This window comes from Methanolobus mangrovi (genome assembly GCF_031312535.1).
Taxonomy (GTDB): domain Archaea; phylum Halobacteriota; class Methanosarcinia; order Methanosarcinales; family Methanosarcinaceae; genus Methanolobus; species Methanolobus mangrovi.
This window is the reverse complement of record NZ_CP133594.1, coordinates 143,194-159,826: the sequence shown is the minus strand read 5'-3', so window position 1 is coordinate 159,826 and position 16,633 is coordinate 143,194. Positions and strand designations below refer to the sequence as shown.

Here is a 16,633-nt window from a genome sequence, read left to right as displayed (position 1 = left end):
ATGACAGCTTGTTGAACAATTACATTACATCATTAGAATTACATCTATCATCAAATCACATTTATTCGGAGGAATTACTTGGCAAGGAAAGTGCAGAGAAAGTTAGACAAATGGAAGTCTAAGACATGGTACAACGTTGAAACACCTGAATTCATGAGCAGAGCTAACATTGGAGTTACACCTGCAGAAACCCCGGAGCAGCTCATTGGTCGTGTTGTTGAGACCACTGTCGGAGAAATTGCTAACGATTTCACAAAGCATAACACAAAGCTCAGACTCGAGATCAACGATGTCAATGGTGACGTCGCAAGTACCAGATTCCTTGGTCACGAGATCACTACAGATTACCTGCGCTCTATCGTAAAGCGTCAGACCTCAAGGATCGACGCAAACCTTGACGTTACAACAAAGGACGGATACATCGTTAGAGTGAAACCAATATGCTTCACTGTTAAGAGAGCAAGAACAAGCCAGATAAAAGGCATAAGAGAAGTAATGAACGTCATCGTAAAAGAGCGTGCATCAGAACTTAACTACGAGCAGTTTATCGAAGAGGCTATCATGGGCAAGCTTTCCGCAAACATTTACAGGAATGCAAAGTCCATCTACCCACTCAGAAGGGTAGAGATCAGAAAGACAGAAGTAAAATCTGTCCCTGTAAAAGCTTAAATTAATATCCAGGTGGTTCTAACCACCTAATCTTTACTTTTCTTAATATCTGTCCGGTAAAATAACTGTAAGTTTATTCAGATATTCTGAGCTTGCGCTCGTATTCATCACGTATAAGGCCCATCATTTTCTTGTTGGCATCAATTACAAATCCACCAATATAACCACAGTATTTACAATGGTAAAGGCCTTCAATCCCCCCGGTCTCATAATAGAGGTCTGGGCTGCCACAGACAGGACACACTTCAATCAGTTCTTCATCTTCGCCTTCATTCGATTCCTGAATATCAGTTCTTTCGACATCACTATCTTCCACGACAATATCCTCCTTTTGTGCTTACCCCTGATGGACACTGTATCGACAATATAATATGCAGTTTTAAAACATATCAAACTATCTGCAAACTACCGGACAGTTCCTGAGGATAAGGACTGAAAAATGTTTGCGTCAGAAGATAGTCTGCATTGAATTCCTCTGCTTTAGATATGAACCATTTTTTCAGTTCAAAAACAGAAGAATTATCTTCGCGGTATTCCTGTAGTTTCTTCATGAAAAGAAACTTGTCCCTGACACTGAGATTTCGGGAAAAATAGCCGAATGCATGCATCAGAGCATTAACAACATTACCCGTTTCTGCCGGTTTTGACAGGATCTGCGATAAAAGGACCAGATATTTTTCATAAACAGCCTCAACCGGAAGATCATCCTTGTTTGCAACAATATTGCCCATAGCAGTCATAATTTGTTTATCGTATGCCATGAACAGAAGTTTGTTCTTTGTATGATACTCAACCAATGCATGCATCTTTGTGGAAGATGAAGTTTCCCTGAAAGATGCCATTGTGAATATTCGGGTCAGGAAATGATCCCTGAGAAAAGAATCCTCTATTTGCTTTTCATCGATGACAGGCAGACCCGGATAATCCCTTAACACTGCCTCTGCAAAAAAACCATTTTCATTTTGATACAAGTACTCATCAGCATCAGGTTCGGGGAAAACTTTGCTTGTACCTATCCCACATGAGGGAGATTTAGATTTTAGAATGAAACCATTAAAATCATCCAGCTTTCCAAGATATGATCTTGCAAAAGCCTCCATCTTATCCGTAAGATCAAGCCCTGTCGCTGCTTGAATAAGTCTTTTCTTATCACCAAGGATTATGCTAATAGGTTCTCTGGGAACACCCAGACCAATCTCACACTCCGGACAGACATCGATAAAATCAACATATGCCCTCATGGATCTGACTAAAGGAAATGGTATAATTTCTCCGTCATAACGGCAGGCTGCAAAGCCAAGACATTTACTGATCACGATGATAGGGCGTGGGAATCCGGACATTAGAAGAACCTCTATAGTATGTTAATACAGTAAACAACAAAAAAGAGTTTTTGGATGAAAATAGATGTATAAAAAAGGGAATAACAGAATTCCCTTTTTACTTATGTGTATAATAAGCCACTACTTCTTCGGCTACAGAATCTATTCTGCAGAAACCGAATCTCTCAAACTGTACGACCTTGTCCAGTTCTGTAGCAACCTGTTTCTCACCAATACCTGTGAACTCACCATCGGGTGAGAGAACCTTTACAGGAACCCCGTCCATTGGGGCCCAGTGAACAATTCTCATCTTTTCCTTTTTCATGGATTCCATGGAATCGCCAAGATACTTTGCCTGCAGGGGTTCTATGGAAGTTATTTCCACGTTATACAGGTCCTTGAGTCTGAGCTTTGAACCTTCCTGAAGCTTTTCAGCATCTTCCTTGCAGATATAGACCTTGTTGTTCACTTCGATCTCACGACATCCCCTGTCCTCTGTAGGATGAAGCGCAGGAGTTGTGGTGCATGGTTCTGCATCTGTTATTTCAAGCTCTACCGGATCCCATACAAAGAAATACCTGTTTGCCACCGAATCCACAAGCTTACGGTTCTCTGCGTAGAGAGAATCCATACTGATGCTGATATCAGTTTCACCGACACCCAGCTCTATCATGAACTTGCGGATGGCCTCGGGCAGAATACCCCTCCTGCGTATGGCACGGATAGTTGGAAGACGTGGGTCATCCCAGCCGGAATACTCACCAGCTTCAATAGCCTGACGTAATCCACTTGTACTGAACTTACCGAACTCGTGCATCTTTACACGACCCCAGTGAGTTGTTTTCGGATATGTCCAGCCCAGGTAATTGTAGATATAGGTCTGACGTTTCTCACTGTCCATCAGGTCCTTACCCCTGATAATGTGAGTCATACCGAGTTCATGGTCCTCAATGGCACCCTCAAAGTCAAGCAATGGCCAGACACAGTATTTATCTCCAACTTCCGGACGAGGGTGAGCTGTCTTTACTATCCTGAAAGCACCAAAATCACGTAATGCCGGATCTTTGTGAGTTATATCGGTCTTGATACGCAGGACGGCGGATTTCTCCTCGTACTCACCTGCAAGCATCTTGTCCCAGTGTCCCAGATTTTCCTCAGGACCTGCATTCCTGTGCGGACATGGCTCCTTTGCATCCTTGAATTTCTTGAAATCCGCACCATCACAGAAACAGACATATGCATGTCCCATTTCTATGAGCTTGCGGGCATAATCATAATAAATAGGTACCCTGTCAGAAGCGATGACTATCTCATCAGGGTCTGCGCCGAGCCATTTACAATCATCCACATACCAGTCGTATGCTTCAAGCATTGGGCGCTTTGTCTGGGGATCGGTATCATCAAAGCGTATGATGAACTTGCCACCGTATTTTTTCACATACTCGGAGTTTACAACGATACCACGGGTACTTCCAAGTGTTGGCGGACCGTTAGGATTTGGTGCAAAACGCATTACAACCTGCTGTCCCTCTTCAACGTCCAACGCCTTTAGACCTTTATCAGGCTCTTTTTTAGTGTTTAGCTCCTCAATGAGCTCAGGGGCAATAGCTTCCAGGCGAGCCTGCCACTGTTCAGGTGTTTCCTTTGCAACTTCCACAAGGATCTCCTGTATAAGCGGAGTAACGTCCTTTGCCTTGGAACGAAGTTCAGGGCACTCACCCATAACACGACCCATAACAGCACCAATCTGTGGTGCCTGGCCGTATTTAACAGCATTCTGGAGTGCATACTTCTCTATAGTCTTCTTATCTTCATCAGTTAAAGTCATAATAGATCTCCGAAAAAATCAAATCAACATTCATAAAGGACACGGAAAGTTCCGTAATCCCTGCAAAGATAGGCATAGTAGGCTGAATTATAAGAACTGAACTTAAAATATATGGTCAGAAGGATTTTCCGATATCTTTTACTACTTCTGCCCTGACAATCAATTCCTCAATATCCTTTTCAAACTCAGAGAGAAACTTTTCCACAGAATCACCTGCAATGGCACCGTGTGATGAAGGCTTTATCAACTGTTCCTGTTCAAGCACACGCAAAGAATAACGCACCTTGTGTGTAGGCATGCCTGTTTCTTCTGCTAGCTTGAGTATACCAATAGGTCCGCGGCCAATAACCACTTTTAAAACTTCCAGATGGCGCTGGGCAAGTTCCAGTTCCCTGTTAACCTGATCGAATAGCATTATACAACCTCATTGGTCAAAGTTCCTATTCCTTCTATCTCTACTTCTACAACATCCCCGGGATGAAGCTCACCCACACCCGGAGGAGTGCCTGTTGCAATCACATCACCCACTTCCAGTGTCATTATTCCAGAAATGAACTCTATCAGGTACGGCACATCAAATATCAGGTTGCATATGTTGGAATCCTGCTTTACTTCCCCGTTGACACGACTTACAATTGAAGCATCCTCCGGGTTGAAATCCTCAACAGGGACTATGAAAGGACCTACCGGGGCAAAAGTATCAAAAGATTTAGCCCTTGTCCACTGTCCATCCTTCTGCTGCAGGTCCCGGGCGGTCACATCATTAATACATGTGAAACCGGCGATAACGTCATAAGCCCTGTCATAGGTTATATTCTTACATCTTTTTCCGATAATAATAGCCAGTTCAGCTTCAAAGTCCACTCTTTTGCTTACTTTTGGGTACAATATTTTCCCATACTGCCCTATCACGGCAGACGGGGGCTTAATAAAAAGTATTGGTTCTTCAGGGACACTCAAACCAAGTTCAGTTGCATGGTCATGATAATTGAGACCCACACAAACGATCTTTGAAGGATGTGATGGCGGCAGCACCTCTAACTCGGATAGCTTATACTCTATAACTGCACCTTCCTGTGAAATTACAGTATTGCCACTTACCTCTCCGTAAAATACATCATCATTGCACCTGAATCGTCCAAACATTAGTGCAACTGTTTTGCTTTCATTCTAGATAAGGATGAGTATTCAAGAAGAGTAAAATGTGAAGTCAGATAAGTATTTAAGTACCCTAACTGATTCTGGATTTCTGATGATAATACCTGTATTCATACTTGCAATTGTGTTCCTTCTTACAGCCGTAAGGCAGGTTGGAAACATCCGACTTGAAATATGGCAGATAATGTCCCTGGGTGCCCTGATGGTGCTTCTGACAGACCAGATATCAATAGCTGATGCAATTGATGCCGTTAATATTGATGTTATGCTCTTCCTTTTCGGAATGTTCATTATCGGACAAGCCCTTGAGATGAGCGGATACCTGTCCCACCTTTCATATCACTTTTTCAAAAATGCAGGATCAACTGACGCTGTAATACTTTACATACTATTTGGGATGGGCTTTGCATCAGCGTTCCTGATGAATGATACCCTTGCAATAATAGGCACACCGGTTGTGCTGTTGCTTGCAAAAGAGCATCGTATCGACCCTAAATTATTGTTGATAGCACTGGCTTTTGCAGTGACCACAGGCAGTGTTATAAGTCCCATAGGAAACCCACAAAATCTCCTGATAGCACTTGGAAGCGATATGAATAAACCTTTCCTCACATTTATGCAACACCTGCTGCTACCAACACTGATCAACCTTTTCATAGCTTACCTCTTCCTCAAAATATCATACAAGGAACACTTTACCTCTTCTCCACTGAACCATACAAAACAACCTATTACGGATACAAGGCTTGCCGGACTTTCCAGAATATCACTGGGACTTGTGCTGCTACTTGTCTGCATCAAAATAGTGGTAGCATTATCCGGCCTGCAATTAGATATCAAATTGACCTATATAGCCATGATATCAGCATTACCGGTACTGTTGCTGAGCAAAAGAAGAAAAGAAGTCCTGAAGAGTATGGACTGGCACACCCTCATATTCTTTGCAGCAATGTTCATTCTTATGGAAAGCGTCTGGAACAGCGGGTTTTTCCAAAATGCTATCAATGGTTCTGGAGCGGATATCACCGCGACCTCCGTGATACTTCCAATAAGTGTCTTCCTTAGCCAGTTCATATCAAATGTTCCCCTTGTTGCTCTGTACATGCCAATACTCTCTCACGCACATGTAACGACCGGAGGATTACTTGCACTTGCAGCAGGCAGTACCATCGCAGGAAACCTCTCCATACTCGGAGCTGCAAGTAATGTGATAATTATACAGAATGCAGAGCGTAAAGGCAATATTTCCCTCGGTTTCATTGAGTTTGCCAGGGTTGGGATCCCACTGACCATTACACAGGTATTCGTATACTGGCTCTTTCTGTCATGACAGCAAATTATTCAGCAAATAATGCAAATGTCGAAAACAAGAAACAGAAAAGAGAATCATAAAAAATTAGATGATATCTGATCCCTCAGACATCATTTTACTATTTTCATGTGAAAATAATCCCGGAAATCAAGGATATTTAAAGAATTGATGATATGAGCAGAACTATAAGCATTGCAACAATGCCTATTGCCCAGAATTTTATTGTTTCATTTAATGGTATCCTGATATCCACGATCTCAACTCCCTGAGAAGCAACTGACTTTGAACTGGCAATAGCACCTGATGATGGAACATATCCTGATATTGCAGGACTTTCATCAGAACCTGCGGTAGCGGTTTCCTGTTGCGCCGGTTTGGAATCAGGAGCGAAAGTTGCTGATGGTTTGTTAATCGCTTCAGCGCTGGAGGTCACAGGCTCTCTGCTTCCGATAATGTTTTCATCGCTACGGAATGAAGAAGGTTCTTCAGTTACCTTTTCAGGTGTCGGGGAGAATGTGTCTTCCCGTTCATCCACTGTTTCTTCTTCAACCTCAGCAGGAACAGATGCTGCAAATATAGACGCTTCATCATCTTCTTTATCGGCTGCGTAATTATTGCCTGAAATTACCTCAGGTTCAGATAATACAGATGGCTCCTCATCGCTACTGCCAAAAACATCTTCTTCCTCTTCTTCCCTGAGTGTTGACGGAGAACCGTTATCATCACTTTCTCTGGAGATCACATTGCTGAATATTGACTCATCACCTACAGGAGGCCTGAATGAATATTCAAATTCCTCTAGCAGTTCACTCTCTTCTGCAATGACCGGTTCTTCTGCAACAGCAGGCTCCGGGGTTTCTGTGGTCCATTGCTCATCGCTTTCCTTCTCATCTGCAACAACTGGTGTGGGAGGAGCAGCTACAAAAGATATATTCTCAGCTACTGAAGGTGCAGGAGAAGCAGTTGATTCATATTTTTTGCCAATAAGACCCTGATAATCAGGATCGATCTCTATTGCAAGGTCAAAGGACTTTTTAGCTTCCTCGAAACGTCCCAGCTTTTCGAGACCTCTGCCTTTCTTGAACCATGCTTCCGCATTATATGGATCGATATCCAGTGATTTTGTATAGTATTCTATTTGTTTTTCAAGTGTTTTGGCCGAATCGGCCATCTTCATCCAGTTCTCAGCAGCTTTCTGCTTTTTCTTTGATTTTACGTCATCTAGCATTCCCATATTAACACCTTTTTTTAATCAATTACCGCACCCCTGCAGAGTCCAGCACAGTTTGAAATAATTAGTACCTGCCAGTTATTATGGCTTTATTGAATAATTGTTTTTGCTCATTTTTAAGCATGTATATGAAATATAAAAATGTTTTTACAGAATAATTTATGCTTGTTGGATAGCAGTATCAGCTTTTCACTTCTTCATACTCAAAAGCCCACATTGGAAGACCGTCTATTTCGATATGTTCCAGATGTTCCATCTCATGGGCGGCATAAAAAGCAGAAGGACCCGTAAATGACATTGTTTTTTCATCGAGTTCTTTGATGAATATCTTCTTCTTTTCCGTACTTATAGATGCAACTATTATCCTTTTTGCTTTCAGGGTCACTGAGTATGGCCTTGTTACCAGCGCCCGTTCATCCCGGCCACCGCACTTTTCAAGCCTGTATACGGTTCCTTCCTTTGACACATATTCAGGATCTAAAAAGAGATAGACCTCCTCTATGGTGTGACCTGTTCCGGTTTCCTCGTTATAGGTTGTGAACACCTTCATAACTGAGATGCTTTTGAGGTCACCTGTAGAATAGCTCCAGGCACCGCCCACCTTCAGGGAAAGTATCATTGGATAGAATGCATCCTTGGGAAGATCGAATCTGCCAAACATGGCCTCTTCTTTTGCACTGAATTTAAGAATTGCCTTGAGATCATTGACCTTCATATCTGCTCAAATAACTATTGATATCCATTGTTAAATAAGTTGGCAGGACTGAATTCCAATATATATTCAAAATCCATATCGTAGGATTTACAAATATGATACTTTCGCTGATATCACGGAGAGGACACATATTGGCATAATTAACTAAGTTTATATCATACTACATGCATTGGTTTTCATAAGGATAAGCGGAGCACAGCCCTGATGAAAATGAGAATGGTAAAATGCAGCGATGTAGGAATTTGCGATTGTGACTATATAGCACTTGGATATGACATTGATGAAGTTGAAAAGAATATGCTTGGTCATATCGAAACTGAACACAAGGACCTCCTTGAGACTATGAGTGAGAGTGAAGCTCACAACCTTAATCATAGGGTATCTACATTCCTTGGAAGAAGTTGTGGCTGCGGCCACCTTGAAATGCCTTGAAGCGAAATAGAAGCTTTTTTATTCATTAATCTCGCAGGATTTGTATACCAGTCCTGCGAACTACATAACACCCATTGCACATTTCTAACTTTTTTGTTTGTGCCATTGTATTAATATAGATTGAACTTCCAATAATTCTATATCTGTATTAAATTTGGATGTGGGGACATGGCATCCTGTTCGGTACGTTTAGATCTTAACTTGCAGAATCCCAGGATTTTAGCAGGGAATATCTTGATGTTACCATAAAAATCATGCCAGCATACAAATTGATGGGAGTTTTGACATGGATAAAATGAAGAAAGTAGGCCTTCTTGGTGCAGCTGCACTTATCGGTGCAGGCCTTGCAGCATTGTCAGAAGAGAGAATCAGAGAATTCGTAAAGGAAAAGATCGAAACAGGCAAGATCAGCAAAGAGGAAGGCAAGATACTTGTTGAGGATCTTATAAGCGAAACAAAAAGACAAAAACTTGACATCGAGAAGAATATCATTGAAAAACTGCAGAGTTCATTGAAGATGGCAGATAAAGAACTTGAAGAACTCGCTGAGAAAATCAATGATTCTAAAATAGAGGAACTTGAAGCTGAGCTTGAAAAGATGAAGAGTCTGAGGAAAGCTAATAAGTAGATGCTTTCTTCTTTTTGAACTTGCAGTTCGTCGACGATATCAAACTATAATGGTGTAAGGAATGGAAGAGAACGGAATTCAGGATAAGTTAGCTGTGCTAATAGATGCTGATAATGCCCAGCCATCGATCATTGAAGGATTAATGGATGAGATTGCGCTCTATGGTATCGCCAGTGTAAAAAGAATATACGGAGACTGGACGAAACCAAACCTCAATTCATGGAAAGATACACTACTTGACCATTCCATACAACCGATACAGCAATTCGCCTATACCACCGGAAAGAATGCAACGGACAGTTCCCTTATAATTGACGCTATGGACCTGCTTTATACTGACAAACTTAATGGATTCTGCATAGTCTCAAGTGACAGTGATTTTACGCGCCTGTCACAGAGGATAAGGGAAGCAGGCCTTAAAGTCTATGGTTTTGGTGAAAAGAAAACTCCAATGGCTTTTATTTCAGCATGTGATAAATTCATCTATACTGAAATCCTGAGAAAACAGGAAACGGAAACGGAAAATACCTCTGCTTCATCTAAAAGAGAAAAGTGGAATACAAATGAACTCAAGGGAGACACAAGGCTTGTGAGTCACCTGAGAAATGCAGTTGAGGATTCCGCTGATGATGACGGATGGGCTTTCCTGGCAGAGGTGGGCGGAAATCTCATCAAGCGCAGTCCGGATTTCGATCCAAGGAACTACGGATACAAGAAACTCGGAGAACTTGTGGAAGCGACAAACCTGTTTGATATTGATAAAAGAGCACAGAATGGCGCTGGTAAGAGTGTTGTTGTTTATATCAGAGACAAGAGGAGTAGAGGGAAGAGAGATTGATGATTCTAATGTTTGATTAAGACAAGAATAATAGCCCATCTTGGTCTCAAGCCGGATTCGGGATTTGTTCTTTGAAATCAACCGGGATCAAGAAGGTGAAAATACTGCCTTCTCCAACTTTGCTTTCAACCCGTATCCTGCCACCGTGCATCTCGACAAATTTCTTGACAAGGGCAAGACCTAATCCTGTTCCTTCGTGTTCACGAGTGAGGTATGAATTCAGTTGTTTAAATGGCTGGAATAATTTTTCCATGTCTTTATCTGCAATTCCGATTCCTGTATCTTTTATAGCTATCTGGACAAAATTACCGGATTTTTGTGCTTCAATCGTTACATGACCTTTATCAGGTGTGAATTTGATAGCATTACTAATCAGGTTGGAAAGTATCTGTTGGAATTTTGACCTATCTGCATTGATCTTTTCAAGATGTGGAGCGATTTTTGCATCAAGGTAAATGCCTTTTTTTATTGCAAGAGGGATCATTGTAATGTTAATCTCCTCGATTGCATCAGAAACATAGAACTTTTCACAGACAAGTTCCATCTTGCCAGCTTCAACTTTTGAGAGATCAAGGATATCATTAATGAGTCTCAGTAAATGTTTGCCACTGCTTGAAATATGACTTAGATACTCTGCCTGTTTTTTGTTCAGGCTTCCGAATATTTCACTGTGCAGTACATCTGAAAAACCTATGATAGAATTAAGGGGAGTCCTGAGTTCATGACTCATTGTAGCCAGAAACTCACTTTTAGACTGGTTGGCATCCTCAGCATCCAGCTTAGCATTTAGCAATTCTTCCTCAGCCTGTTTGCGTTCGGTAATATCCCTGCACACGCAAAAACTCAGTTTTCGTTCTCCAAATTTAGCTGCATTTGCATTGATCTCCACATCAATGAGAGAGCCATCCTTACGAAGCTGGCGGGTTTCATGAAGAATCCCTTTACTGTCAGCCAACCGAAGCATTTCCAGTAATTGCTCACGTGTGTAGTGAGTATCCCAATCCCACATGTGTAATGATTTCATTTCCTCATGAGAATATCCAAGCATCTCCGCATATCGGGGGTTCGCCTCGAAAACTTTACCATCCTGGTCAATGATAACTATTCCATCCCGGGACTGTTCCATGAGTATACTGCGCCAGCCTACCTCTTCAACAGCCTTAATTTCAGCTTGCTTGCGCTCTGTAATATCCTGCGATGAACCGGTTACTGTTGTTACTTTACCATCCTCTATTTTAGGATGACCGATTGTACGAACCCATTTATGCTCACCTTTTTCGGTGACAAATTCCACTTCCAGATCATAAGATTCACCTTTTTCAAGAGCGTTACGAATGGCTTTTTCAAGACTTGCTCTTGACTCTGGTGTATAAAAACTAAAAGAACAGTTAATGCCCGTAGGATCATCAGGGTCTACTCCATGAATCCTTGCAACTTCAGGACTCCATTTGGCTAAACCATTTGAATCAAATTCCCAACTACCGATGTTGGCGATACTGCGAACTTCATTCAGATGAGCTTCACTTTCCCGTAGTTTACTTTTTGTGTGTTTACGTTCTGTAATGTCCTGAATCATCCCTATAACTACATTCCTCTCAGCATAGTATTCAGCCACAGAGTGTATAACACGGATATTGCCATCATTTTGCCTTCTTATTTTAAACTTCAGGTCATAAGGTAAATTTAATTCTACAAGATTAGCTAATGCTTCATACATTGCTGGAAGATACTCCTCCAGCCGCGTGTTTTTTATTATTTCAAGGCTAAGCTCTTCGTCTTCGAATCCGTATATTCTTCTTGCTTCCTCTGAAGCATCCACATTGCCGGAATTTAAGTCCATCTCCCAGCTACCGAACTGACCAATCTTTTGTGCAGCGCGAAGTTGCATTTCCTTTCGTCTTAATTTATCTTCTGCTAATTTGCGTTCAGTGACGTCATGAACTATATAGTAGAGCATTCTTCGTGAATTCAGCACCATTGGACCGTTATAAACTTCAACATCACGTATCTCACCGTTTGCAAGACGGTGCTTTAAGGTTAAGTAATTCCTATTTTCTTCTTCAGCCCTCTGCGTTTCAGCTTCGATATCCTCAGTCGACAAAACGTTTAGGTGGTGGATTCTCCTGCGGGTTATTTTTTCGAGCGGCCACCCATAATACATGCATGCTGCTGTGTTTGCATCGACAATATCAAAGTTCTCTGGATCAACAAGAAGAATGACTGCGTTATTTTCCTGGAAAAATGACCTGTACAAATCACTATTTTCATCAGATAATCGTTTTTCTTTATCCATCCAATAACTCCAGTCTTGGCTTTATACAGAAATTACAAATCTTTTGCACTCAGGACCCTTAAAATAAAGAGTTTTAAAGTTTTATTGTGGATTATTAATATATAAATGTGCGTTTGTTGAGCAAACGAAAAATTGTTGATAATTTGATATGCGTCTAAAAAATATTGAGGGGCACTAGCTTAAAGTGATACTAGACACATATTTTAGATTAGTCCCAATAGATATTCAATCACTCTGTTCATTCAGACCTTCAAGCAACCAAGACCACAACGACATATACTTTGCGATTTCCCATCAATATGTTCCTGTCAAATAAGTTGCATGACTCAAGTAGCGGACTCAGAAATTCTCAATCATGGTCCGGCCTATTGGCATGGCAATCTTACATGAATAGTAGTGCCAGCATCTTTTTCACTCTCAATCCATATCTGACCTTCATGCGCATCGACAATGCTTTTAGAGATATATAACCCTAAACCGGTTCCACCGTATTTACGCTTGGTTGATGCGTCTATCTGGTAGAAACGCTGGAAAAGCTTTGGTATAAGTTCTTCCGGGATACCGATGCCCGTATCACTGATTTTTATGTGGATGTAATTTTGTTCTTCTTCTTTTCCTTCTTGTTTTTCTTCTTCCACATTAAGTATAATCTGTCCACCGGCATCGGTGAACTTGATTGCATTATCCATCAGATTGGTAAACAGGATTGCCAGTTTATCCCTGTCACCTTTTACAGGAGGAAGATCAGCAGGCACGTTTTTCTCAAGAGAGAGACTTTTCTTTTTGATCTGTGCCGTCATATCATCTGCAACATTATCAATGATATCCGAAATCAGTACATCCTCAAACTTGTATTCAATTGATCCTGACTCCACCATACTGATATATAAAAGTGAATTTACCACGTTTATAAGCCTCTGGGTATTACGTAAAACAACCTCAAGGGCATCCTTTTGTTTGTCATTTATGCCTCCAAGTGTTTCGTCATAGACAAGATCGGAATATCCTTTTATTGAAACAATGGGAGTGTTCAGTTCGTGACTTACGTTGGAGAGGAACTCATCCTTCATCCTGTCGAGGGATTTCAACTCTTCATTCGCCCTGGCCAGCTCGTGGGCATATTCTTTCAGGGCTCTCTCAGCTTTTTTGCGCTCAGTGATATCCCGTATTATTGCCATATCGGCAGGCTTCCCATCATGGATAATGTAAGATGTATTCAATTCAGTGGCAACCTTTTTTCCTTCTTTGGAGAGAATACATATCTCGTATTTGTGAGGAATTGTCGGGTCTTTTTTTGATCCCATTTCATACATCTCAAAAACGATGTCCCTGTACTCGGGAGATATGAATTCAAAAAACGATTTCCCGATCATTTCTTCTTTGGAATACCCCGTAAGGTCCTCAAACTTTGAGTTGGCAAATTTGAGCACATGTTCCTGGATAATAACAATCCCATCATTTCCATTCTCCACAAGTGAGGAATATCTTTCTTCGGAAGCCTTCAGGGCATCATACGCAATTTTACGTTCGGTGATGTCTTCAATTATGCCAATACCTCCAAGCACCGAGCCATCTTCGGAGATATTCGGGCTGTAACAGGCTCTTATGGGTGTGACTTTGTCACCTGTTGTAGATTTATACTCGCCTTCGTAATGTCCGGACTTCTTTGAAAGAACGGACTCAAAAGCAGTCTTCATTTGTTCATCCCTCAGCGATGTCATGAGGTTGAATCCGACTATCTCCTCTTTTGGCAGCCCGAGTATCTTTATCAGGTTATCGTTACAATGCCTGACAACCCCTTCATTGTCAAAATCAAATATCCCCAATGGGGAGTTCTCAAATATCAGGCGATACTTCTTTTCAGCTTCAAGCAAGGCTTCCTGAGATATTTTCTGTTTAGTTATATCGATGATTATACCCTGATGGTGAGCAGGAATATCAGTCTCATCACGCACGATAAGTGATCTTTCACTGACCCAGCGTACTTTCCCGTCCTTTGTAAGTATCCGGTACTGCTGAGAGAAGTATTTGTGGCCTTCTGCCTCATCTTTACGAATATGGGATTGAAACTTTTTGAGGTCATCCGGAAATATGATCTCAGAATAATTCATTCTTCCGGAAGTGAAATCTTCAGGATTGTAACCAAATTGGTCCAGATTATCTGACACGTATTCAACCGGTCTGTTCTCTTCAGCAAGCCACAGGAATGCAACAACCGGACTGCTCTTATAGATCATCTCCAGCTCTTTCTCTGTTTTGAGGAAATCCAGTGTCTGTTTTTCACTGAGCTTTCTTTCAGTTATATCCTCAACAGTACCTACCATCCCATCGTAGTTTCCCATGTCATCGAGCAGGGGTACAAGAACACCACTCTGATATGTCAGATTGCCTTTCCTTGTGATCATCGATAGAGAATCATATGGAGCCGGTGTCACTGTTCTTTTTACACGACAGAATAGTTCGCAGAAATGCTTCTGGTCACGCATGCTCTGTTCCTTGATATATCGCAGAACATTGGTGCCCAGAACTTTTTCTTTTGAAGTTCCGAAAATATACTCCATCCCTTTGTTGAAAAAGACTATATTTTCATATTTATCCACAGCCCAGACCCCAATCCATATACTATCCAGTATTTTCCTGTGGAACCCATTTATGTCAGTTATCCCGGACATGAGAAGCAATTCCTGCAGCCCTCTGATCCAACCAGTACCCTATACCCCTAAAGCTGGCTGGTAACACCACTATTATATCCCTAGTTATTATGTGCCTGCCGTATAATTAATATCTTTGGTAAGAGCCACCTACATCAAAATCAAAACGTAAATAACGCTTCAAATCCATCTTTTTATTATTAGACAGGGGGAGTAAAACATGGGCTATCCAAAAATCATACTTAGTGTTCTGTTAATGACCTTACTGCTACTGGCAGCCACCGGCTGTGTAGAGCCGGATGGTACATCCATCTGCGTAGTGGACAATCAAACAAATGATGCTAAAGATGATCAGACTAATCCATCTTCGCAGGGAGAGTACGCAATATCCAGGATTATACCTAAATGCTATCGAAGAGTATGAAAGAAAACCTGATGAAATATTTTTCTGGAAAAATAATATCCTTTCCTGATAGATAACAAATTGCTTTTTGAAGCAAAGAGCAAAAAAAGGCTCTTGACCTCGAGATTTGGAGCCTCTGGCTGGATTTAAATACCCTATATTACTGTGTGAAGACTATTATCTCCCTATATAGGTGATCTGCTCGTCCTAGCTTGCTACATTGCAAAGAAAGGAGGTGATGAAGAGTCGATATCTTATGAAATATATCAGGCTGATGGAACCGGAACCACAAGGTACGTGCAGAACCCGTCCCCGATGTTCCTCGTCACATGGCCCTTGCCGGATGTATCTTCCAGCAGGACCAGATCTCCAGGCTTAAACCGCCTGACAGTTCCATCTGTTGTCTCCATCTCCACTACACCCGACATGAGGGCTAGGAACTGCCGGGTTGGAGCCGGATGCAGTTCACCGATCCAGCCGGGATCAAATGTATAGAAACGATACTTCAACGCAGGTCCATCCTCGGATACGTAGAACGGGGCAGCTGGTGGTGCTGCTTGCGCGAGGCTCTGTTCGACTGTCACGACATCAAAGTGAGAATCACCCTGTGAGTCCACATATATTTTGTGATAGGTCACCTGGGTGAGATTGGAAGAGCTTGTTTCCTTCATGTTTGGTTCCCCATTGTGCGAGTTGATATTTTTTCCCCACAAGATAATTTCGTAACCTCAAACTGATAAATGTTACGACATATCTTCAGCTATAGATGGCCTGGTTTTTTTGTATTCAGACAAGTAAAATTATCATTATCTTTTTTACCAAATAATCACAGAAGTCATATGTGTAGTATGAATAATCCGCTGAGTGTGGCTATCGTGTAGATACTTGTTCTATATAAAAAAGCAAAGGATAGTGATAAGTTATTTTCACTATAACCTCAAAGAGATATGATATTAAGCTTTTTAGATAAAGTGAATATTTTCACCATATCTACTCAAATCCTTTTTTAACTTCAATGAGTTTTATTGAATAGATTATAAGAACAATTATCTGATTTTTATTCTTTGAGATGTTTTTTGTATCAAAACTTATTTTATATTCAGATAGTTTTGTTTTTACGCTTATCTATGACTAAGTTGTAACAAAAAGTAAA

The 16,633-nt window shown here is 41.3% G+C and carries 16 protein-coding genes; 6 read left to right on the top strand and 10 right to left on the bottom strand.

Going from position 1 to position 16,633, the window contains the following annotated elements:
- The first annotated feature begins 78 nt into the window (after positions 1–78).
- Complete coding sequence (locus tag RE476_RS00855; protein WP_309308288.1) at positions 79–669, top strand: 30S ribosomal protein S3ae; 591 nt, start codon at positions 79–81, stop codon at positions 667–669.
- Positions 670–742: 73 nt separating this feature from the next.
- Here the strand turns inward: RE476_RS00855 and RE476_RS00850 are convergent, their stop codons facing one another.
- The 5 genes from RE476_RS00850 to RE476_RS00830 form a co-directional block, all read right to left on the bottom strand.
- Entirely contained in the window at positions 743–985 is a 243-nt protein-coding gene (locus RE476_RS00850) for a hypothetical protein (protein WP_309308287.1), read from the bottom strand.
- A 73-nt stretch (positions 986–1,058) separates the two neighbouring features.
- Entirely contained in the window at positions 1,059–2,012 is a 954-nt protein-coding gene (locus RE476_RS00845) for a YbgA family protein (protein WP_309308286.1), read from the bottom strand.
- A gap of 97 nt (positions 2,013–2,109) precedes the next feature.
- The gene (locus RE476_RS00840) at positions 2,110–3,819 is read right to left on the bottom strand and encodes a glutamate--tRNA ligase (protein ID WP_309308284.1); all 1,710 of its coding nucleotides are present in this window, start codon (positions 3,817–3,819) and stop codon (positions 2,110–2,112) included.
- 115 nt (positions 3,820–3,934) lie between these two features.
- Complete coding sequence (locus tag RE476_RS00835; protein ID WP_309308283.1) at positions 3,935–4,234, bottom strand: hypothetical protein; 300 nt, start codon at positions 4,232–4,234, stop codon at positions 3,935–3,937.
- Positions 4,234–4,965, bottom strand: coding sequence for a fumarylacetoacetate hydrolase family protein (locus tag RE476_RS00830; protein ID WP_309308281.1), 732 nt, complete (start codon positions 4,963–4,965; stop codon positions 4,234–4,236). The genes RE476_RS00835 and RE476_RS00830 overlap by 1 nt, the downstream gene beginning before the upstream one ends.
- 106 nt (positions 4,966–5,071) lie before the next feature.
- Between RE476_RS00830 and RE476_RS00825 the strand changes: the two genes are divergently transcribed.
- A complete protein-coding gene (locus tag RE476_RS00825) occupies positions 5,072–6,307 on the top strand; it encodes an ArsB/NhaD family transporter (RefSeq protein WP_309308279.1) in 1,236 nt (411 codons plus the stop codon).
- Positions 6,308–6,446: 139 nt separating this feature from the next.
- Here the strand turns inward: RE476_RS00825 and RE476_RS00820 are convergent, their stop codons facing one another.
- Positions 6,447–7,523: a tetratricopeptide repeat protein gene (locus tag RE476_RS00820; protein WP_309308277.1), complete on the bottom strand. Its 1,077-nt coding sequence runs from the start codon at positions 7,521–7,523 to the stop codon at positions 6,447–6,449.
- 178 nt (positions 7,524–7,701) lie between these two features.
- On the bottom strand, positions 7,702–8,235 hold the full coding sequence (locus RE476_RS00815) for a putative ATP-dependent zinc protease (protein WP_309308275.1): 534 nt from the start codon (positions 8,233–8,235) through the stop codon (positions 7,702–7,704).
- A gap of 204 nt (positions 8,236–8,439) precedes the next feature.
- Between RE476_RS00815 and RE476_RS00810 the strand changes: the two genes are divergently transcribed.
- From RE476_RS00810 to RE476_RS00800, 3 genes are all read left to right on the top strand, one after another.
- Complete coding sequence (locus RE476_RS00810; protein WP_309308273.1) at positions 8,440–8,667, top strand: DUF1059 domain-containing protein; 228 nt, start codon at positions 8,440–8,442, stop codon at positions 8,665–8,667.
- A gap of 286 nt (positions 8,668–8,953) precedes the next feature.
- On the top strand, positions 8,954–9,295 hold the full coding sequence (locus tag RE476_RS00805; RefSeq protein WP_309308271.1) for a hypothetical protein: 342 nt from the start codon (positions 8,954–8,956) through the stop codon (positions 9,293–9,295).
- Positions 9,296–9,356: 61 nt separating this feature from the next.
- On the top strand, positions 9,357–10,133 hold the full coding sequence (locus tag RE476_RS00800; RefSeq protein WP_309308269.1) for an NYN domain-containing protein: 777 nt from the start codon (positions 9,357–9,359) through the stop codon (positions 10,131–10,133).
- Between the two features lie 46 nt (positions 10,134–10,179).
- Here RE476_RS00800 and RE476_RS00795 read toward each other — a convergent pair whose 3' ends face one another.
- Together RE476_RS00795 and RE476_RS00790 are read right to left on the bottom strand one after the other, a co-directional pair.
- Positions 10,180–12,426, bottom strand: a complete 2,247-nt coding sequence (locus RE476_RS00795; RefSeq protein WP_309308267.1) for a PAS domain S-box protein — start codon at positions 12,424–12,426, stop codon at positions 10,180–10,182.
- A gap of 365 nt (positions 12,427–12,791) precedes the next feature.
- Positions 12,792–15,098, bottom strand: coding sequence for a PAS domain S-box protein (locus tag RE476_RS00790; RefSeq protein ID WP_309308265.1), 2,307 nt, complete (start codon positions 15,096–15,098; stop codon positions 12,792–12,794).
- Between the two features lie 199 nt (positions 15,099–15,297).
- Here RE476_RS00790 and RE476_RS00785 point away from each other — a divergent pair, with 199 nt between their 5' ends.
- Positions 15,298–15,501 (top strand): hypothetical protein, encoded by a 204-nt coding sequence (locus RE476_RS00785; RefSeq protein WP_309308263.1) that lies wholly within the window; start codon positions 15,298–15,300, stop codon positions 15,499–15,501.
- A 245-nt stretch (positions 15,502–15,746) separates the two neighbouring features.
- Here RE476_RS00785 and RE476_RS00780 read toward each other — a convergent pair whose 3' ends face one another.
- Positions 15,747–16,151, bottom strand: coding sequence for a cupin domain-containing protein (locus tag RE476_RS00780; RefSeq protein ID WP_309308261.1), 405 nt, complete (start codon positions 16,149–16,151; stop codon positions 15,747–15,749).
- Between the last annotated feature and the right edge of the window lie 482 nt (positions 16,152–16,633).

Excerpts from the sequence above, each read along its gene's own strand:
- RE476_RS00805 (WP_309308271.1), top strand. The coding sequence starts at position 8,954 with ATGGATAAAATGAAGAAAGTAGGCCTTCTTGGTGCAGCTGCACTTATC.
- RE476_RS00815 (WP_309308275.1), bottom strand. The coding sequence starts at position 8,235 with ATGAAGGTCAATGATCTCAAGGCAATTCTTAAATTCAGTGCAAAAGAA.
- RE476_RS00800 (WP_309308269.1), top strand. The coding sequence starts at position 9,357 with ATGGAAGAGAACGGAATTCAGGATAAGTTAGCTGTGCTAATAGATGCT.
- RE476_RS00790 (WP_309308265.1), bottom strand. The coding sequence starts at position 15,098 with ATGTCCGGGATAACTGACATAAATGGGTTCCACAGGAAAATACTGGAT.
- RE476_RS00825 (WP_309308279.1), top strand. The coding sequence starts at position 5,072 with ATGATAATACCTGTATTCATACTTGCAATTGTGTTCCTTCTTACAGCC.
- RE476_RS00780 (WP_309308261.1), bottom strand. The coding sequence starts at position 16,151 with ATGAAGGAAACAAGCTCTTCCAATCTCACCCAGGTGACCTATCACAAA.
- RE476_RS00845 (WP_309308286.1), bottom strand. The coding sequence starts at position 2,012 with ATGTCCGGATTCCCACGCCCTATCATCGTGATCAGTAAATGTCTTGGC.
- RE476_RS00835 (WP_309308283.1), bottom strand. The coding sequence starts at position 4,234 with ATGCTATTCGATCAGGTTAACAGGGAACTGGAACTTGCCCAGCGCCAT.
- RE476_RS00785 (WP_309308263.1), top strand. The coding sequence starts at position 15,298 with ATGGGCTATCCAAAAATCATACTTAGTGTTCTGTTAATGACCTTACTG.
- RE476_RS00830 (WP_309308281.1), bottom strand. The coding sequence starts at position 4,965 with ATGTTTGGACGATTCAGGTGCAATGATGATGTATTTTACGGAGAGGTA.
- RE476_RS00840 (WP_309308284.1), bottom strand. The coding sequence starts at position 3,819 with ATGACTTTAACTGATGAAGATAAGAAGACTATAGAGAAGTATGCACTC.
- RE476_RS00810 (WP_309308273.1), top strand. The coding sequence starts at position 8,440 with ATGAAAATGAGAATGGTAAAATGCAGCGATGTAGGAATTTGCGATTGT.
- RE476_RS00820 (WP_309308277.1), bottom strand. The coding sequence starts at position 7,523 with ATGGGAATGCTAGATGACGTAAAATCAAAGAAAAAGCAGAAAGCTGCT.
- RE476_RS00795 (WP_309308267.1), bottom strand. The coding sequence starts at position 12,426 with ATGGATAAAGAAAAACGATTATCTGATGAAAATAGTGATTTGTACAGG.